This is a genomic window from Flavobacterium sp. (assembly GCF_041392005.1).
In the GTDB taxonomy this organism is placed as follows: Bacteria; Bacteroidota; Bacteroidia; order Flavobacteriales; family Flavobacteriaceae; genus Flavobacterium.
In genome coordinates, this window is sequence record NZ_JAWKMX010000009.1 from 48,677 (window position 1) to 66,491 (window position 17,815).

Genomic DNA, 17,815 nt, shown 5'->3' on the forward strand with positions numbered 1-17,815 from the left:
TTTTGGTTGTATTTTTGCACAAAAATAATCAATTAGTTAGACTATTAAGTAGATTTTTTAAACTTCTAACTTTGAATTTCTAACTTCTAATTTTGAAAATATGGCAATTATAATAACAGATGAATGTATCAATTGTGGCGCTTGTGAGCCAGAATGTCCAAATAATGCTATTTATGAAGGTGCCGATGATTGGCGCTGGAAAGATGGTACAAAATTACACGGAAAAGTAATTCTTCCTGATGGAACTGAAGTGGATGCTGATGCCGCTCAAACACCAATTTCTGATGATTTGTATTACATTGTTCCTGGAAAATGTACTGAATGTATGGGCTTTCATGAAGAGCCTCAATGTGCAGCAGTTTGCCCAGTAGATTGTTGTATTCCAGATGATAATCATAAAGAAAACGAAGAAACGTTACTAAATAGACAATCGTTTTTACACAATGAATAAATCAAAATCCCGAGAGGGATTTTTTTATTTTTAATAGCTACCAAAAAATTAAAATTGCACTATATTTGCAACCTTAAAATTTATTAAAACTGTTAACTGTTTTTAGTTAACTGAAAACTTATACTATGAAAGCAGGTATTGTAGGATTACCCAATGTAGGAAAATCGACTCTTTTTAATTGTTTGTCAAATGCTAAGGCGCAAAGTGCAAACTTCCCATTTTGTACAATTGAACCCAATATTGGTGTAGTAAACGTGCCCGATCCTCGAATTGTTAGACTGGAAGAATTGGTAAAACCAGAGCGTGTGCAGATGGCAACTGTAGATATCGTAGATATTGCCGGATTGGTAAAAGGAGCAAGTAAAGGCGAAGGTTTAGGAAATCAATTTTTAGGAAATATTCGCGAATGTAATGCTATTATTCATGTATTGCGTTGTTTCGATAATGATAATATTGTGCATGTTGAAGGAAACGTAAACCCTATTCGTGATAAAGAAACAATCGATATTGAATTACAATTAAAAGATTTAGAAACGGTTGAAAAACGTTTAGAAAAAGCGAATAAAGCGGCTAAAGTTGGAAATAAAGAAGCTTTAGTAGAGCAAGCACTTTTAAATCGAATTAAAGATGCTTTATTGCAAGCTAAATCGGCTCGTACTGTTATTAGAAATAATGAAGATGAAGAAGAATTGTTTGAAAGTTTTCAATTAATTACAGCAAAACCTGTGTTATATGTATGTAATGTTGATGAAGCTTCTGCAGTTAATGGGAATAAATATGTTGATCAGGTGCGTGAATTGGTAAAAGATGAAAACGCAGAAGTAATTGTACTTTCAGTTGGAGCTGAAGCCGATATAAACGAATTAGAAAGTTACGAAGAACGCCAAATGTTTTTACAAGATTTAGGGTTAACCGAACCAGGATCAGCGGTATTAATTCGTGCCGCTTATAAATTATTAAACTTGCAAACGTATTTTACAGCAGGTGTAAAAGAAGTTCGTGCTTGGACTATTAAAATTGGAGATACGGCACCTAAAGCTGCTGGAGTGATCCATACCGATTTTGAAAAAGGATTTATCCGTGCCGAAGTTATTGCTTATGAAGATTTTTCAAATTATGGCTCTGAAGTAAAAGTAAAAGAGGCTGGTAAACTTCGTGTTGAAGGAAAAGAATACATCGTAAAAGATGGAGATGTAATGCACTTTAGGTTTAATGTGTAAATTAAAATAAAAAATTTTATCAAAAACCGTTTCGTTAACAAGATGAAACGGTTTTTTTGTTTTAAAAAATGTCAATAACTTGTTGCGTAATCCCTTTCATTTTTTTATGAATTCTTTTATATTAGCAGAAAATCCGAAAAAAGGCTTATGCAAGAGCAAAATCAATACACCGAAGATAATATTCGTTCCCTAGAATGGCAAGAGCACATCCGAATTCGTCCGGGTATGTATATAGGTAAATTGGGCGACGGTTCTACTCCCGATGATGGTATTTATATACTGTTGAAGGAAGTACTTGATAACTGTATCGATGAATTTGCAATGGGAGCTGGTAAAACTATTGAAGTTTCAATAAAAGATCGTTTGGTTTCAGTACGCGATTATGGTCGTGGTATTCCATTAGGTAAAGTGGTTGATGTGGTGTCTAAAATGAATACTGGTGGTAAATACGACTCCAAAGCCTTTAAAAAATCTATTGGTTTAAATGGTGTAGGTACTAAAGCAGTAAATGCACTATCAACTTTTTTTCGTGTAGAATCGGTACGTGATAACCAACAAAAAGTAGCCGAATTTTCAGCAGGTATTTTAACACAAGAAGAAGAAATAGCTGAAACCACCAAGCGCCGTGGTACAAAAGTATCGTTTGTAGCCGATGATACCATTTTTAAAAACTACAAATACCGCAATGAGTATGTAGAAAAAATGTTGAAAAACTACACCTACCTCAATCGTGGGTTGACTTTATATTATAATGGCGAAAAATTTTATTCTGAAAACGGATTAAAAGATTTATTAGACGAAAATATTCTAGAAGAAGAAAGAGTTTATCCTATTATTCATTTAGAAGGTGATGATATTGAAGTGGCTATTACACATAGTAAAACACAATATTCAGAAGAATATTATTCGTTTGTAAACGGACAAAATACGACTCAAGGAGGAACACATTTAGGTGCTTTTCGCGAAGCTGTTGTTAAAACGTTAAAAGAATTTTATAATAAAAATTTTGAAGCTTCCGATATTCGTAAATCGATTGTTGCAGCAATTGCTATTAAAGTTGAAGAACCCGTTTTCGAATCACAAACCAAAACCAAATTAGGTTCTACCGATATTGGTCCAAAAGGGCCAACAGTGCGAACGTTTGTAAACGATTTTATCAAAACAAAACTCGATAATTTTTTACATAAGAATCCAGAAGTTGCCGATGCTTTATTGCGCAAAATTCTTCAAGCAGAGCGCGAGCGTAAGGAACTTTCTGGTATTCGAAAACTAGCCAAAGAACGTGCTAAAAAAGCTAGTTTGCACAATAAAAAATTGCGTGATTGTCGCGTTCATTTACCCGATACTAAAAATCCTCGTTATTTAGAAAGTACACTTTTTATTACTGAGGGTGATTCAGCTTCGGGTTCAATTACAAAATCACGAGATGTGAATACACAAGCGGTTTTTTCACTTCGAGGGAAACCTCTGAATTCGTATGGAATGACAAAAAAAATTGTATATGAAAACGAAGAATTCAATTTGTTACAAGCGGCATTAGATATTGAAGAAGATTATGAAAATTTACGTTACAACAATATCGTAATTGCAACCGATGCTGATGTTGATGGTATGCACATTCGTTTGTTATTAATTACTTTTTTCTTGCAGTTTTTTCCAGAGTTAATCAAAGAAGGACATTTGTATATTTTACAAACGCCATTATTCCGAGTGCGTAACAAAAAAGAAACCATTTATTGCTACAGCGATGAAGAAAGAATAAATGCCATTGAAAAATTAAAACCTAAGCCAGAAATTACTCGATTTAAAGGTTTGGGAGAAATTTCTCCCGATGAGTTTAAGCATTTTATTGGTGCCGATATGCGTCTCGATCCAGTTATGCTAGATAAAGCCATGTCTATTGAAAAGTTATTAGAATTTTACATGGGAAAAAACACACCTGATAGACAAGAGTTTATCATCAATAATCTCAAAGTAGAATTAGATACAGCCGAAGAATTACTAAAAAGCAATTAACTGTCAACTGTCAACAGATAACTGACAACTGAAATATGAGTGAAGAAAATCAAAATATAAATCCAGAAGAAAACCAAGAGTTTGTTCCTGAAAATCAAGAGCAAGTAGAACATTCCGATTCTATTGTTAAAGTAAACGGAATGTACAAAGATTGGTTTTTAGATTATGCATCGTATGTAATTTTAGAGCGTGCAGTTCCGGCTATAGAAGATGGTTTTAAACCCGTGCAACGCCGTATTATGCACTCAATGAAAGAGTTAGATGATGGTCGCTATAATAAAGTTGCCAATATCATTGGGCACACCATGCAGTATCATCCACACGGCGATGCGAGTATTGGCGATGCTATGGTTAACATTGGGCAAAAAGATTTACTAATCGATTGTCAAGGAAACTGGGGAAATATTCTTACTGGCGATGGAGCTGCAGCACCACGTTATATAGAAGCGCGGTTAAGCAAATTTGCTGGCGATGTTTTATTCTCTCCCAAAGTTACAGAATGGCAACTAAGTTATGATGGTCGTAAAAACGAACCCATCCATCTTCCGGTTAAGTTTCCGCTATTGTTGGCTCAAGGTGGCGAAGGTATTGCTGTCGGATTATCTACCAAAGTTTTACCACACAATTTCAACGAATTAATTGATGCTTCTATTAAGATATTAAAAGGAAAACCTTTTACATTATTTCCTGATTTTCCAACGGCTGGTATCGCAGATGTTTCCAATTATAACGATGGTATGCGTGGCGGTCGTGTACGTGTACGAGCAAAAGTTTCAACTTTAGATAAAAACACTTTAGTAATTACACAAATTCCTTTTGGGTCTGATACTTCAAAATTGATTGATAGTATTTTGAAAGCCAACGAAAAAGGTAAAATAAAAATTAAAAAAATTGAAGATAATACCGCTGCCGAAGTAGAAATTCTCATTCATTTACAAGCAGGAACTTCGCCAGATAAAATGATTGATGCTTTGTATGCCTTTACCGATTGCGAGTCATCAATTGCACCGCTAGGTTGTGTTATCGAAAGTTGTAATAAGCCTTTGTTTATTGGTGTTTCTGATATGTTAAAAATATCAACCAATCGTACGGTTTCAATTTTAAAACGTGAACTCGAAATACAGTTAGACGAACTTGAAAATAAATGGCATTTTGCGAATTTAGAAAAGATATTTATTCGCGAAGAAATGTACATCGACTTCAAGTTGTATAGCGATAGAGAATCCTTATACCAATATTTATACAAGCGTTTTGAACCGTTTAAAGAAATATTAATCAGAGATATTGTTGATGACGATTTGCAAAAATTAACGCAAATTCCAATGATTCGTATTACGCGTTTCGATTCGGATAAAGCCGATGATGCCATTGCAAAATTAGAAGCTGATATTGAACAAGTAAAACATCATTTAGATCATTTAATTGATTTTGCAATTGACTATTTTACCACTTTAAAAGAAAAATATGGTAAAGGTAGAGAACGTCAAACCGAATTGCGTAGTTTCGATACTATCGAGGCAACAAAAGTGGTATTGCGAAACACGAAACTGTATGTTAATCGTGAAGAAGGTTTTATTGGTACCAGTCTAAAAAAAGATGAATACGTAGCCGATTGCTCTGATATTGATGACGTAATTGTGTTTTTACGAAATGGTAAAATGATGATTACAAAAGTGGATGATAAAAAATTTGTAGGCAAAGACATTATTCATATAGCGGTTTTCGATAAAAACGACAAACGAACCATTTATAATATGATTTATCGTGATGGCAAAAATGGCGCTTCATTTGTAAAACGATTCAACGTTTCGAGTATTACTCGTGATAAAGAATACGATTTAACACAAGAAAAACCAGGAAGTATGGTTTCCTATTTTTCTGCCAATCCGAATGGAGAAGCCGAAGTAGTTACTATATTACTGCGCCAAGTAGGCAGTATAAAAAAACTGAAATGGGATTTAGATTTTGCCGATATTTTAATAAAAGGTCGAAGTTCGAAAGGAAATACAGTTACCAAATATGCTATCAAAAAAATTGAACTTAAGGAAAAAGGAATTTCTACCTTGCGTCCGCGTAAAATTTGGTTCGATGATACCGTTCAGCGTTTAAATGTTGATGGAAGAGGTGAACTTTTGGGCGAATTTAAGCCTAATGATAGATTATTAATCATCAATCAATCGGGAAAAATAAAAGCCATTATTCCTGAGTTGACCACGCATTTTGATGACGATATGATTGTTTTGGAAAAATGGAAACCAAACAAACCAATATCTGCAATTTACTACGATGGCGAAAAAGAACGCTATTATGTAAAACGCTTTTTAGTGGAAAACGAAAATAAAGAAGAAATTTTTATTTCGGAACATGAAAAATCGCATTTAGAAATTATTTCCACCGATTGGCGTCCGATTGCCGAAGTTATTTTTGCAAAAGTAAAAGGTGTTCAAAAAGAAAATTTAGAAGTTAATTTGGAAGAATTTATTGCGGTTAAAGGGATTAAAGCTTTAGGGAACCAACTAACAACCGATAAAATTAAGCAAATTAATTTGTTAGAATCGTTGCCATTTGAAGAGCCAGCCGAGCCTGAACCTGAAACTATAGAAGTAAAAGATGAAGAAAACGTTTCGGACGATATTAAAACCGATTTGGAAGACGACGGCCAAATAACATTGAGTTTAGAATAGTTTTTACAAAATAAATAACACCTGTTTTCTTTAAAAATAGGTGTTTATTTTATAAAGGTAACTTTTCCTTTTTGTTTAGCTGTTTCGCCCACAAACGAGTATTCAAAAGTATAGCCGCTGGTAGTTGTGGTTAAAATTTTCATATGAATACTTTTGCGTTCTGCTCTATTTTTTGGGTGTAATTTTTGTAGTACAAATTCGCAATCGTTTATCCAGCGAACGGTTGAAGTATCGGTAATGCCTCTAAAAGTTTCAATTTGTAAACTGTCAGTTCTTATAAAAGTTGAGGTTTCTAGTTTTCCATCTATTTCTTGCGAAAATTGAAATTCTCCATTTTTAAAATCGGTACAATTGCGCTGTTGCTCGTAGCACGATGTTAAAAAAAAACAGAAAGTAATTAGGCTTAATTTTATATATTTATTTGGTATCATCAAAAAAACTATTGGTAAGTGTTACTAAACCTTTAAAAGCTAAAAATACAGCTGTTATACAAAGAAGAATTCCAATAGCTAAAACTATGAAATAGAAAGGATGATCTTCGTTTTTAAAAGCATTATTTATAACAATTGGCCCAATTGCCATTAAAGGCAAAGATGTGGCTAAATAGCGAATTGCTTTATAGGCTAATTTTCGATTTGTTGCCATTAAAATGTAACAGTTAAGCCAATTCCATTTCTATTACTTACAAGTAAAACATCAACATTTAAACCCATTGTTTTGTTAGGAGTTATAGTTTCATTGTAGGTATCAATACTCTGTTGCAAGCGTTTTTTTCTGCCCGATAAAACAGGAATTGAAACCGCAACTAAACCAGCACCAACATAGGTAAAGCTACTCGGATAATCAACATCAGAGGCAAGTCCGCGAATTACATCACAAACGATTAATGCACCGCCAGCGCCTAGTAAAAATCCGCCAACAGACGATTTTGTTTTGTACGATTTGTATGCTTTGTAAGCATCGCTATTAGTTACCATTAAATGATTTTTTATATCGTAATGCGAATAGTAATCGCCTTCAATATAAAATTTTCCATTCTGAATTTCAATAGGTTTGTTTGCAGGAATAGTCTTCGCTTCTACATTGCGTTGAGCAAAAGATAACAAACCAACAAAAAGAAGTATAAGAGAAAAAAACGTTTTCATTATGGGTTATTTTTTAATTTATAATTTTTTATTGCATTTCGTACGTTTCCAAATTTACGCAATAATTTGTTAGCTTCTTCATAATTTATCGAAAGTTCTTCCATAATCATTCGAATGCCTCTATCCACAAGTTTATTATTGCTTAATTGCATATCAACCATTTTGTTGCCTTTTACATGGCCAAGTTGAATCATTGTAGCTGTAGAAATCATATTTAGAACCAATTTTTGTGCCGTACCTGCTTTCATACGACTGCTACCTGTAACAAACTCAGGACCAACTACTACTTCAATAGGAAATTGAGCTGTTTTTGCCAATGGACTTCCTTCATTACATGTAATACAGCCAGTTATAATATTGTTTTCGTTACACTTTGCTAATCCACCAATTACATAAGGTGTAGTGCCAGAAGCGGCAATGCCAATTACTACATCATTTTGAGTAATGTTCCATTCTTGCAAATCGTTCCAAGCTTGTTTTGAGTCGTCCTCAGCAAATTCTACGGCTTTACGTATTGCATTATCGCCACCAGCAATTAATCCAATTACTAAATCGAAAGAAACGCCAAATGTAGGGGGACATTCCGAGGCGTCAACTATTCCTAAACGCCCTGAAGTTCCTGCACCAATATAAAATAATCGCCCGCCAAGCTTCATTTTTGCAACAACTTGATTAACTAAATGCTCTATTTGTGGAATAGCTTTTTCAACAGCTAATGGCACGGTTTTATCTTCATTGTTTATGTTTTCTAACAAATCAATAACCGACATTTTTTCTAAGTCGTTGTATTTTGAAGATTGTTCTGTGGTTTTGATAAAATTCATTAGTAGCCTATTTTCTATTCAAAGATATAAAATATTGAAATTATATGAAGATTAACAATTTTAGATTTCAAAATAAGTAAGTTCTGTTAACTTTAATACTTTTCTTAAAAATCACATAAAATAAGCCAAAACTACACCAAGAACAATTACTAACAATTTAGCTAAATTAAATTTATGACCTTCGCTACTTTCAAAAATTATTGTTGATGAAATATGGAATAAAATACCAATTACAATGCCTGAAATTTGAGTATAATAATGCGTTAGAAAATGTAAATTTCCAGATAAGTAAGTGCCCAGTGGCGTCATTAACGCAAAGCCCATCATAAAAAAGAAAATCGCTTTACTGTTTAGTTTAGCTTGTTGTAAAAACGCAGTTAAAATTATAGCAATTGGAAAGTGATGAATAGCAATTCCGTAAGCTAAATGATGGTTTTGGTTTATTGGCATTCCTTCTAAAAGAGCATGTAAGCATAAGCTTAAAAACAATAACCAAGGCATGGAATAATGATGGTCGTGCGAATGCACATGACCGTGCTCAGCACCTTTTGAAAAATATTCTAAAATGATTTGAAAAATAATTCCAATCATGATAAAAATTCCAATGCTACTGTGTATATGTTCGTTATGGTTATGATTTTCATGTGCGATTGCTTCAGAAAGATACACTTGAGGTAACAAGTGCATTACCGTAAGTGATAACAAAAAAGAACCGCTAAAAGCTAATAATAATTTTAAATTCTTTTTGCTTTTTGGTTTTAAAAACAAAGCAATAAAATACCCAATAATAACTGATAAAAAGGGCAATAAATAAATTTCGATATTCATTATTTAAAAATCATTATTAAACGTTCGGATTGGTTTTTGTAAAATTTTTGCAGCTTATAATTGCCAAAAATATCTAATAAGTAAACGCCAGCCGTTTCCATAATTTGTTCAAAATCTTCAAGGCGTAAGGCTTGTACTCTTTCAATAAAATGATGTTTTTCGCCATCAGCTTCAAAAGTAATTTCTTTAAATATATGGTTGTTTTCGTAATAGCGCTTTATGTGGAAATCAATATTGTCTACAGTTTTAATTTCTTCTGGAACTAAATTTTTAATAACATAATCTACATTCATAAAATCAATACATGCAAATCCGGTTTCATTTAAACTGTTATGAATGGCTTGAATGGTTTTTAAATTATCGTCATCATCTTCAAAATAACCAAAGCTGGTGAACAAATTAAAAATAGCATCGTATTTTTCTTCACACGAAATTCGCATGTCATGCACTTTAAAATGTAAAGTTTCATTAGCAAAATTTGAAGCTTCTGCAATGCTGTTTTCCGATAAATCGGCTCCCGTTACATCGTAGCCAAGCGAATTTAAGTAAATAGAATGGCGTCCTTTACCACAAGCTAAATCCAATATTTTAGCATCGTCGGGTAAGTTCAAATACTGGGTAAGACTATCCATAAAGTGTTGCGCTTCGGCATAATCTCGATCTTTGTATAGAATGTGATAATAAGCGGTGTCGAACCAAGAGGCATACCAGTTCTTTTTCTTATTTTCGTTTGTTGGCATTTATTCGTCGCAAAAGATTTAATCACGCAAATTTAATGTATTTTTGCACAACTAATACATTTTATTTAGGAATGGATAATTTTAAAATGGTTGCCAAAACCTTTTTTGGCTTCGAAGAAATATTGGCAAAAGAGTTGCAACAATTAGGCGCGCAAAATATTACGATTGGCACACGTGTAGTTAATTTTGTTGGCGATAAAGGTTTTATGTATAAAGCCAATTTAGCGTTGCGTTCAGCTTTGAAAATTTTAAAACCTATACACACTTTTAAAGCATTTAATGATAAAAAATTATATGAAGGTATTCAATCTCTTGATTGGACGCATTATTTATCGGCACACCAAACTTTTGTAGTAGAAACAACTTTACATTCTGATAATTTTACCCATAGCCAATTTGTTGCTTTAAAAACAAAAGACGCTATAGTGGACCAGTTTAGAGAAAAAACAGGAGAACGCCCTAATATTGATAAAGATTTCCCTGATTTGCGTATTCATGTACATATCGATCGAGATAATGTTACTGTTTCATTAGACACTTCGGGTGCTTCATTGCATCATCGCGGTTATCGTTCGGCTACGAATATAGCACCTATTAACGAAGTTTTAGCTGCAGGAATGCTGTTACTTTCGGGCTGGGATGGTAATTCTCATTTTTTAGACCCTATGTGTGGAAGTGGAACCATTTTAGCTGAAGCAGCTATGATTGCTTGTAATATTCCAGCAAATATCAATAGAAAAGAATTTGCTTTTGAACGCTGGAAAGACTGGGACAGCGAATTGTTCGATACCATTTTAGAATCTTTATTAAAGAAAACCAAAGAATTTCATTATACTATTACGGGTTACGATAAAGCGCCAAGCGCAGTTAGCAAAGCTAAAGATAATATTCGCAATGCAAATTTAGACGATTATATTACTATTCGTCATGATGATTTTTTTAAAACAGAAAAAATGAGTGAAGGTCCGTTACATATTGTCTTCAATCCACCGTATGGCGAACGATTGACTATTGAAATGGAACGTTTTTATAGAGAAATTGGAGACACCTTAAAGCAAAAATATCCCAACACAAATGCTTGGTTTATTACAGCAAATTTAGAAGCTTTAAAATTTGTAGGATTACGTCCAAGTAGAAAAATTAAACTATTTAACGGTAAATTAGAAGCACGATTGATTAAATATGAAATGTACGCAGGAAGTAAAAAAGCGAAGTTTAATTAGTCAATTAACGAATTAGCGAATTAGCGAATTTGATAATTTGTCAATGTGGTCAATAATCTTTTAATAATTTAATTTTATAATTTTTAAATAAAAAATAATGAGTAAAAAAACAAAAGCCTTTTTATATAATTTAGTAGGATTTATTCTATTTTATGTACCAACTTTATTGTTAATGCGTTCGGTTTTTCACGTTGAAAATTTTATAGCTCCAGCAACAGGTTTTGTTGTTGCTTTAATTTTATCGCCTAAATTTCAATATATGAAAACTAGTGAAGGGGAAAAAATTTTTATGAAATGGATTTTTAAAAAAGGGATTAAAGAAGTAAAATAAATAGATAAATGTTTACAGTAGCACAAATAAAAGAAGCGTATGGCAAAGTGAAATCGGGAGCTGATTTTCCTAAGTATATTCAAGAAATTAAAGCACTTGGTGTTGTAGGTTTTGAAACTTTTGTAAATGATAGCCACACGGTTTATTTTGGAAATAACGATTACAAAACAGCATCAGTAGCGATGTACGAAAATAAAAAAATTGCTACTGTTTGCAATAAAGATAATTTTGTAGCACAACTAAAAAAACATCAACAAGGCGCAACCGATTATTTTACATTTTGTCAAGATTGTGCAGAAAATGGCATAGAAAAATGGATTGTTTCTTTAACCGAAATGACCTGTATATATTATGATACACAAGGAAATGAAGTTTTAGTAGAGCAAATTCCTGAATAATTGTTAAATTTTTATTGGAGAAAAAGAAACTAAAATTTCTCCATCAATTGAATATTTATACAAATTGATTTTATCTTCTGTCTCAAAAAAACCTTCAATTAATGATAATTGAAGCATTTGATTATTATCAAACGTTAAAGTAACTTCGACTATTTTATTAAACATCTCTGTTGCCATTGTATAATCAATAATTTCATCAAATTCCATTTCTTTAAAAGAAACATTTATAATTTTACTATGTAAGTAGTTATTAATAGAAGATATTTGTTCTTTTAATTCAAAATAATTGTCATTTTCATAAATTCTTAGGAATGGTTCATTGCTAAAAATAAATTGTTCGTGCTTTGTAGAATAAGCCAAAGTAAAATAACCTTTTGTTGTTGTAAATTCAATTCCACCATCAATAATATATTTTTTTTCAACATTAGAAGAATGATAAGTATCATTAACTTGGAAAACCTTTATTTGAATAATTTTTTCAAATAAAAGTAAAGATGTAAAGTTGTTTATATCTTCTTTAGAAATTGAATAATGTGGTAAAAGATTAGTGTCGTCCATTAAACTTTTTTGTATGCTGTCATTTATTTCTTTATCTTGTTTATGTGCTTTTATGCCAAAGTAAAGTAAAAGAAATATTGAAACTAAAACTATTATATAAACTGTCATTTGGGTAAAAAAAATCCGTTTGTAAATATACAAAACGGATTTTATCGATAAGTCTAATTTCTATATTCTATTCTCTTAAAGATGAATTACTTCATCGTAAGCAGCAGCAACGGCTTCCATTACGGCTTCACTCATAGTGGGGTGTGGGTGTACTGCTTTCAATATTTCGTGACCAGTAGTTTCCAATTTACGAGCTACAACAGCTTCGGCAATCATATCGGTTACACCAGCGCCAATCATGTGGCAACCTAGCCATTCACCGTATTTTGCATCAAAAATTACTTTTACAAATCCGTCTGGAGTACCAGCAGCTTTTGCTTTACCAGAAGCTGAGAAAGGGAATTTACCCACTTTAATATCGTATCCTTTTTCGCGTGCTGCTTTTTCTGTTAATCCCACAGAAGCGATTTCAGGTGTAGCATATGTACAACCAGGAATGTTTCCATAATCTAATGGTTCAACATGCATACCTGCAATTTTTTCAACACACAAAATTCCTTCTGCAGAAGCTACGTGAGCTAAGGCTTGCCCTGGAACTACGTCGCCAATGGCATAATAGCCTGGAACGTTTGTTTGGTAAAAATCGTTTACTAAAATTTTATCTCTATCGGTAGCAATACCAACTTCTTCAAGTCCAATGCCTTCAATATTCGATTTGATACCTACAGCAGAAAGCACAATATCAGCTTCTAAAGTTTCTTCGCCAGTTGCCGTTTTTACGGTTGCTTTTACACCAGTACCAGTTGTGTCTACTTTTTCTACTGAAGCATTTGTCATAATGTTGATGCCTGCTTTTTTCAACGAACGTTCAAATTGTTTTGATACGTCTTCGTCTTCAACAGGTACAATGTTTGGCATAAATTCTACGATAGTTACCTCGGTTCCCATTGCGTTATAGAAATGAGCAAACTCTACACCAATTGCTCCTGAACCTACTACAATCATTTTCTTTGGTTGTTCTGGTAAGGTCATTGCTTGGCGGTAACCGATTACTTTTTTACCATCTTGAGGTAAATTAGGCAACTCTCTACTGCGTGCTCCTGTAGCCACAATAATATGGTCGGCACTATATTCGGTAACTTTACCATCGGCAGCAGTAACATCGACTTTTTTACCTGGTTTTAATTTACCAAAACCATCAATAACATCAATTTTATTTTTTTTCATTAAAAACTGAACGCCTTTGCTCATTCCTTCGGCTACATCTCTAGAACGTTTAACAACGGCATTAAAGTCTTTATCGAAATTTTCTACTTTTAAACCATAATCAGAAGCGTGTTTTAAATAATCAAAAACTTGTGCTGACTTTAGTAGTGCTTTCGTAGGAATACATCCCCAGTTTAAGCAGATTCCACCTAAGTTTTCTTTTTCAATTACTGCAACTTTAAAACCTAATTGTGAAGCTCTAATCGCCGTAACATAACCACCAGGACCGCTTCCTAAAACTATGATATCGTATTTCATTTTGTTGTATTTATTTTTTTGCGAATTTAAGGAATTATTTTAAATCAATTATCAATTACGAATTATCAATTACGAATTATCAATTACGAATTATGAGTTATCAATTATCTATGCACTTATTACAAACTGGGATTCGTATAGTTTTTTATAATAACCGTTTTCGATTGCTAATAATTCGGTATGTGTGCCTTTTTCAACAATTTTACCTTTATCCATTACAATAATAGTATCGGCATTTATAATAGTAGCCAAGCGATGGGCAATTACAATTGAAGTTCTATCTTTTGTAATGGTTTCAGTAGCTTTTTGAATAAGTTCTTCCGAATACGAATCGATAGACGACGTGGCTTCATCAAGAATTAAAATACTCGGGTTACTTACATAAGCGCGTAAAAAAGCAATTAACTGGCGTTGTCCAGACGACAGCATAACGCCGCGTTCTTTTACATTGTATTGATAACCATTTGGCAAACTCATAATAAAATTATGAATACCAATTTTTTTAGCAGCTTCAATAACTTGATTTTCGGTAATATTTTCGTTATACAAAGTAATATTATTATAAATAGTATCGGCAAAAAGAAAAACATCTTGTAGCACTACGGCAATTTGCTTGCGTAAACTTTCGAGTGTGTAGTTTTGAATAGGAATAGCATCAATGGTTATTTCGCCAGAATCAATTTCGTAAAATCTATTTAATAAATTGATGATGGTAGATTTTCCTGCTCCAGTACTACCTACAATAGCAATGGTTTTCCCCACAGCCACATTTAAGTTTATACCTTTTAATACTTCTTCGCCTTCAATATAACTAAAATGCACGTTTTTTAACTCAATTTTTCCTTTAAGATGCACTGCGTTTATTGTGCCTTTATTTTGAATTTGGCTATTGGTATTTAAAATATCAAAAACACGTTCGGCAGCTACAATTCCCATTTGCATAACATTGAACTTGTCTGCAATTTGGCGTAATGGTGTATATAACATTCCGATGTACATGTTAAACGAAATTAAATCGCCAATGGTTGTTGAAGTGTCTCCGTTTATAATCCATAAAGCACCAAAATAAACTACTAAACCTAATGTAATGTTTGAAATAATATCGGCAATAGGGAAGAAGATCGAATTATACAAAATGTTTTTTAACCACGCTTTGTTGTGTTTTTTGTTTATTTCTTCAAACTTTTCGGCTTCTATTTTTTCATGTGTAAAAAGTTGTACAATTTTCATTCCGGTTAAACGTTCTTGTACAAAAGTATTCAGATTGGCTACTTGGTTACGCACTTCGGTAAAAGCGATTTTCATTTTCTTTTGAAAAATATTAGTAGCATACAAAATAAAAGGCATAATGGAAACAACTATTAACGATATTTTCCAATTAATACTAAACATAAATACTAAAACAATTAACATTTTAAGTAAATCGCTAACGATAGTAAACAAACCTTGACTGAAAATACTAGCAATAGATTCGATATCGGAAACGGTTCGGGTTACGAGTTTTCCAACCGATTCTTTATCGAAGAACTTCATTTTAAATGCGGTAATATGCCGAAACAATTGGTTGCGAATGTCTTTAATAATATCTTGACCTAACCAATTTGCCCAATAAGTAAAGAAAAATTGTGTAATTACTTCAAATACTAAAATAGCTGCCATAATGCCTATAAAAAGTAAAAAACCTTTGTGGTTGGTAGCACTCATTAAGTAATCGTCTATTATAGTTTTAAAAACATACGGACGAGTAGCGGCAAATATCGAAAGTAAAACAGCCCAAACCACTACCCAGTTAAACCTTTTTTGATAAGGTTTGGCGTACTGCATAACTGCTTTTAAAGATTTCGATTTTATAGGTTTCATTTTAATTATTCTATTTTTAAACTCCAATTTTCAATTCCTCATTCTTCACTTCTCATTAATATAAGGATATTTAACTTTTACCAGATATAAACCGTGTGCAGGAACCGAAAAACCAGCCTGACTTCTATCGTTGCTTTCAATTATTTTTCTAAAATCGGTTAACGAAATTTTTCCAATTCCGATATTTATCATTGTTCCTACAATAGCACGCACCATATTTCGGAGAAATCTATCGGCAGAAATGGTAAATTTTAACTGGTTTTCATTTTGTACCCAGTGGGCTTCATAAATTTTGCAATTAAACGTATGAACATCGGTATTCACTTTAGAAAAACATTCAAAGTTAGTGTATTCAAAAAGAATTGCACAAGCTTTGTTCATAGCTGCAATATCTAAATTTTGATGATAGTACCAACTGCCATCAGTTATAAACGCATCTTTAAAGGTATGAATATAATATTCGTATGTACGTTGCGTAGCATCAAAACGTGCGTGTGCATCGTTATGTACTTTAATAAAATTATAAATAACAATATCTTTTGGTAAAAATGAGTTTATTTTTTTTAGTAAAGTAGGTGTTTCAATTTCTTTGTCAAAATCAAAATGTGCGAACATTTCTTTGGCGTGTACACCGCTATCGGTTCTACCAGCGCCAACAATAGAAATTTTTTCTTTAAGCATTAATGATAACGCTTTTTCTAATGTTTCTTGTACCGAAATTGCATTGGGTTGAATTTGGTACCCAAAATAGTTTTTTCCGTTATAAGCAAATTCTATAAAATACCTCAAGTCGTAGCTTCAAAATTTATTGAAAGGCAAATTTACAAAGAAAAATACTAGTTCGTTTTAAAGTTTTATTAAATATAAATTTTGAATGTGTATTTTTGTTTGAAATGAAAAAAATACTATTACTTTCGGATACGCACGGTTATATTGACGACCAAATTTTGAAATACGTTCATCAAGCCGACGAAGTTTGGCACGCTGGCGATATAGGCGATTTAGTTGTAACCGATACACTACAAAAACTAAAGCCACTACGAGCTGTTTTCGGAAATATAGATAACCATGAAGCCCGATTAGAATTTCCACTGCACAATCGTTTTATGTGCGAAGGAGTAGATGTTTGGATAACACATATTGGAGGTTATCCAGGGAAATATAACATTGCGATTCGAGAGGAAATTTCTAAAAATCCGCCTAAACTTTTTATTTGTGGGCATTCACATATTTTAAAGGTTCAATTTGATAAAAAACTGAACTTACTGCATATGAATCCAGGTGCAGCAGGTAAAAATGGTTTTCATCAAATACGTACAATGCTTCGATTTGAAATTGATAGTGATAAAATTCAAAAATTAGAAGTTATAGAACTCGGTAAACGGTAATTTTTTAAGATAAAAGTTGTATTACTCAATTATTTTTTTCTATTTTTAGAGCAAATTTTTAAAATCAATACAATGAGAAAATTAATTACTGTTTTAATTTTGTCTTTAGCAGCAAGCAGTTATGGACAAAATAGGGGTGTAGAAGTACCAGAAGTGGCTAAATTACGATTTGCCGAAGAATTTCCATCTGCAACGCACCAGCGTTGGCAAAAAGCTTACAGAGGCGATGAAGGCGACCAAGAAAGGTATGAAGTTGTTTTTACCAGAGAAGGCAATAAATTTTTAGTAAGCTACTCGAATGATGGGTATATTAGAGCACTCGAAGAGAGTTTACCTATTAACAAACTACCAAAAGCAGTTAAAAATTATTTAAAAAAGAGTTTTAAAGATTATAATATAAACGAAGCTTCAATTGTTTCGTATGAGTACAAAAAAGAAACATATCAAGTAGAAATTTCAAATGACGAAACCTATTCGGTATTAGTTTTTGATAAGAAAGGTGAATTTTTAAACGAATCTCAAGTTAATAAATAATTTTTATTACATAATAATATAACAAAAAACCCGATATTTTTAA

General features: G+C 32.5%; 19 protein-coding genes. 9 read left to right on the forward strand and 10 right to left on the reverse strand.

What is annotated here, in order from left to right; genetic code table 11:
- Window positions 1-100: 100 nt before the first annotated feature.
- From R2808_RS06310 to R2808_RS06325, 4 genes are all read left to right on the forward strand, one after another.
- Window positions 101-451, forward strand: a complete 351-nt coding sequence (locus tag R2808_RS06310; RefSeq protein WP_371270116.1) for a 4Fe-4S binding protein — start codon at window positions 101-103, stop codon at window positions 449-451.
- 125 nt (window positions 452-576) lie between these two features.
- Complete coding sequence (ychF, locus tag R2808_RS06315) at window positions 577-1,671, forward strand: redox-regulated ATPase YchF (protein ID WP_371270117.1); 1,095 nt, start codon at window positions 577-579, stop codon at window positions 1,669-1,671.
- Between the two features lie 147 nt (window positions 1,672-1,818).
- Complete coding sequence (locus R2808_RS06320; protein WP_371270118.1) at window positions 1,819-3,687, forward strand: DNA topoisomerase IV subunit B; 1,869 nt, start codon at window positions 1,819-1,821, stop codon at window positions 3,685-3,687.
- 35 nt (window positions 3,688-3,722) lie between these two features.
- Window positions 3,723-6,371 carry a DNA gyrase/topoisomerase IV subunit A gene (locus R2808_RS06325; protein ID WP_371270119.1) on the forward strand — a complete coding sequence of 883 codons (2,649 nt, stop codon included), beginning with the start codon at window positions 3,723-3,725 and terminating at the stop codon, window positions 6,369-6,371.
- A 44-nt stretch (window positions 6,372-6,415) separates the two neighbouring features.
- Here R2808_RS06325 and R2808_RS06330 read toward each other — a convergent pair whose 3' ends face one another.
- From R2808_RS06330 to R2808_RS06355, 6 genes are all read right to left on the reverse strand, one after another.
- Window positions 6,416-6,802 (reverse strand): DNA topoisomerase IV, encoded by a 387-nt coding sequence (locus tag R2808_RS06330; RefSeq protein ID WP_371270120.1) that lies wholly within the window; start codon window positions 6,800-6,802, stop codon window positions 6,416-6,418.
- Window positions 6,789-7,016, reverse strand: coding sequence for a DUF6095 family protein (locus R2808_RS06335; RefSeq protein ID WP_371270121.1), 228 nt, complete (start codon window positions 7,014-7,016; stop codon window positions 6,789-6,791). The genes R2808_RS06330 and R2808_RS06335 overlap by 14 nt, the downstream gene beginning before the upstream one ends.
- Window positions 7,016-7,516 carry a hypothetical protein gene (locus R2808_RS06340; RefSeq protein WP_371270122.1) on the reverse strand — a complete coding sequence of 167 codons (501 nt, stop codon included), beginning with the start codon at window positions 7,514-7,516 and terminating at the stop codon, window positions 7,016-7,018. The genes R2808_RS06335 and R2808_RS06340 overlap by 1 nt, the downstream gene beginning before the upstream one ends.
- Entirely contained in the window at window positions 7,516-8,340 is an 825-nt protein-coding gene (gene murQ, locus R2808_RS06345; protein WP_371270123.1) for an N-acetylmuramic acid 6-phosphate etherase, read from the reverse strand. Before murQ ends, R2808_RS06340 begins: the two co-directional genes overlap by 1 nt.
- Before the next feature lie 111 nt (window positions 8,341-8,451).
- The gene (locus R2808_RS06350; protein WP_371270124.1) at window positions 8,452-9,168 is read right to left on the reverse strand and encodes a ZIP family metal transporter; all 717 of its coding nucleotides are present in this window, start codon (window positions 9,166-9,168) and stop codon (window positions 8,452-8,454) included.
- The gene (locus tag R2808_RS06355; protein ID WP_371270125.1) at window positions 9,168-9,908 is read right to left on the reverse strand and encodes a cyclopropane-fatty-acyl-phospholipid synthase family protein; all 741 of its coding nucleotides are present in this window, start codon (window positions 9,906-9,908) and stop codon (window positions 9,168-9,170) included. The genes R2808_RS06350 and R2808_RS06355 overlap by 1 nt, the downstream gene beginning before the upstream one ends.
- Before the next feature lie 86 nt (window positions 9,909-9,994).
- Here R2808_RS06355 and R2808_RS06360 point away from each other — a divergent pair, with 86 nt between their 5' ends.
- The 3 genes from R2808_RS06360 to R2808_RS06370 all read left to right on the forward strand — a co-directional run bounded on the left by R2808_RS06360 (window position 9,995) and on the right by R2808_RS06370 (window position 11,860).
- Complete coding sequence (locus R2808_RS06360) at window positions 9,995-11,131, forward strand: class I SAM-dependent RNA methyltransferase (RefSeq protein WP_371270146.1); 1,137 nt, start codon at window positions 9,995-9,997, stop codon at window positions 11,129-11,131.
- 97 nt (window positions 11,132-11,228) lie between these two features.
- Window positions 11,229-11,462 (forward strand): hypothetical protein, encoded by a 234-nt coding sequence (locus R2808_RS06365; protein WP_371270126.1) that lies wholly within the window; start codon window positions 11,229-11,231, stop codon window positions 11,460-11,462.
- An 8-nt stretch (window positions 11,463-11,470) separates the two neighbouring features.
- Window positions 11,471-11,860, forward strand: a complete 390-nt coding sequence (locus R2808_RS06370; RefSeq protein ID WP_371270127.1) for a DUF1398 domain-containing protein — start codon at window positions 11,471-11,473, stop codon at window positions 11,858-11,860.
- A 3-nt stretch (window positions 11,861-11,863) separates the two neighbouring features.
- On the opposite strand, the gene R2808_RS06375 is transcribed toward R2808_RS06370, so the two are convergent.
- The 4 genes from R2808_RS06375 to truA form a co-directional block, all read right to left on the reverse strand.
- Window positions 11,864-12,526 (reverse strand): hypothetical protein, encoded by a 663-nt coding sequence (locus R2808_RS06375; protein ID WP_371270128.1) that lies wholly within the window; start codon window positions 12,524-12,526, stop codon window positions 11,864-11,866.
- A 75-nt stretch (window positions 12,527-12,601) separates the two neighbouring features.
- Window positions 12,602-13,990: a dihydrolipoyl dehydrogenase gene (gene lpdA, locus R2808_RS06380; RefSeq protein ID WP_371270129.1), complete on the reverse strand. Its 1,389-nt coding sequence runs from the start codon at window positions 13,988-13,990 to the stop codon at window positions 12,602-12,604.
- A gap of 108 nt (window positions 13,991-14,098) precedes the next feature.
- Entirely contained in the window at window positions 14,099-15,850 is a 1,752-nt protein-coding gene (locus tag R2808_RS06385; protein WP_371270130.1) for an ABC transporter ATP-binding protein, read from the reverse strand.
- A gap of 45 nt (window positions 15,851-15,895) precedes the next feature.
- Window positions 15,896-16,639, reverse strand: coding sequence for a tRNA pseudouridine(38-40) synthase TruA (truA, locus tag R2808_RS06390; protein WP_371270131.1), 744 nt, complete (start codon window positions 16,637-16,639; stop codon window positions 15,896-15,898).
- Window positions 16,640-16,743: 104 nt separating this feature from the next.
- On the opposite strand from truA, the gene R2808_RS06395 reads away from it, so the two are divergent.
- Both R2808_RS06395 and R2808_RS06400 read left to right on the forward strand, forming a co-directional pair.
- The gene (locus R2808_RS06395) at window positions 16,744-17,238 is read left to right on the forward strand and encodes a metallophosphoesterase (protein ID WP_371270132.1); all 495 of its coding nucleotides are present in this window, start codon (window positions 16,744-16,746) and stop codon (window positions 17,236-17,238) included.
- A 72-nt stretch (window positions 17,239-17,310) separates the two neighbouring features.
- Window positions 17,311-17,772 (forward strand): PepSY-like domain-containing protein, encoded by a 462-nt coding sequence (locus tag R2808_RS06400; RefSeq protein ID WP_371270133.1) that lies wholly within the window; start codon window positions 17,311-17,313, stop codon window positions 17,770-17,772.
- The last annotated feature ends 43 nt before the right edge of the window (window positions 17,773-17,815 follow it).

Excerpts from the sequence above, each read along its gene's own strand:
- ychF (WP_371270117.1), top strand. The coding sequence starts at position 577 with ATGAAAGCAGGTATTGTAGGATTACCCAATGTAGGAAAATCGACTCTT.
- R2808_RS06350 (WP_371270124.1), bottom strand. The coding sequence starts at position 9,168 with ATGAATATCGAAATTTATTTATTGCCCTTTTTATCAGTTATTATTGGG.
- R2808_RS06310 (WP_371270116.1), top strand. The coding sequence starts at position 101 with ATGGCAATTATAATAACAGATGAATGTATCAATTGTGGCGCTTGTGAG.
- R2808_RS06320 (WP_371270118.1), top strand. The coding sequence starts at position 1,819 with ATGCAAGAGCAAAATCAATACACCGAAGATAATATTCGTTCCCTAGAA.
- murQ (WP_371270123.1), bottom strand. The coding sequence starts at position 8,340 with ATGAATTTTATCAAAACCACAGAACAATCTTCAAAATACAACGACTTA.
- R2808_RS06355 (WP_371270125.1), bottom strand. The coding sequence starts at position 9,908 with ATGCCAACAAACGAAAATAAGAAAAAGAACTGGTATGCCTCTTGGTTC.
- R2808_RS06360 (WP_371270146.1), top strand. The coding sequence starts at position 9,995 with ATGGTTGCCAAAACCTTTTTTGGCTTCGAAGAAATATTGGCAAAAGAG.
- R2808_RS06340 (WP_371270122.1), bottom strand. The coding sequence starts at position 7,516 with ATGAAAACGTTTTTTTCTCTTATACTTCTTTTTGTTGGTTTGTTATCT.
- R2808_RS06365 (WP_371270126.1), top strand. The coding sequence starts at position 11,229 with ATGAGTAAAAAAACAAAAGCCTTTTTATATAATTTAGTAGGATTTATT.
- lpdA (WP_371270129.1), bottom strand. The coding sequence starts at position 13,990 with ATGAAATACGATATCATAGTTTTAGGAAGCGGTCCTGGTGGTTATGTT.
- R2808_RS06400 (WP_371270133.1), top strand. The coding sequence starts at position 17,311 with ATGAGAAAATTAATTACTGTTTTAATTTTGTCTTTAGCAGCAAGCAGT.
- R2808_RS06385 (WP_371270130.1), bottom strand. The coding sequence starts at position 15,850 with ATGAAACCTATAAAATCGAAATCTTTAAAAGCAGTTATGCAGTACGCC.
- R2808_RS06370 (WP_371270127.1), top strand. The coding sequence starts at position 11,471 with ATGTTTACAGTAGCACAAATAAAAGAAGCGTATGGCAAAGTGAAATCG.
- R2808_RS06395 (WP_371270132.1), top strand. The coding sequence starts at position 16,744 with ATGAAAAAAATACTATTACTTTCGGATACGCACGGTTATATTGACGAC.
- R2808_RS06335 (WP_371270121.1), bottom strand. The coding sequence starts at position 7,016 with ATGGCAACAAATCGAAAATTAGCCTATAAAGCAATTCGCTATTTAGCC.
- R2808_RS06325 (WP_371270119.1), top strand. The coding sequence starts at position 3,723 with ATGAGTGAAGAAAATCAAAATATAAATCCAGAAGAAAACCAAGAGTTT.
- R2808_RS06330 (WP_371270120.1), bottom strand. The coding sequence starts at position 6,802 with ATGATACCAAATAAATATATAAAATTAAGCCTAATTACTTTCTGTTTT.
- R2808_RS06375 (WP_371270128.1), bottom strand. The coding sequence starts at position 12,526 with ATGACAGTTTATATAATAGTTTTAGTTTCAATATTTCTTTTACTTTAC.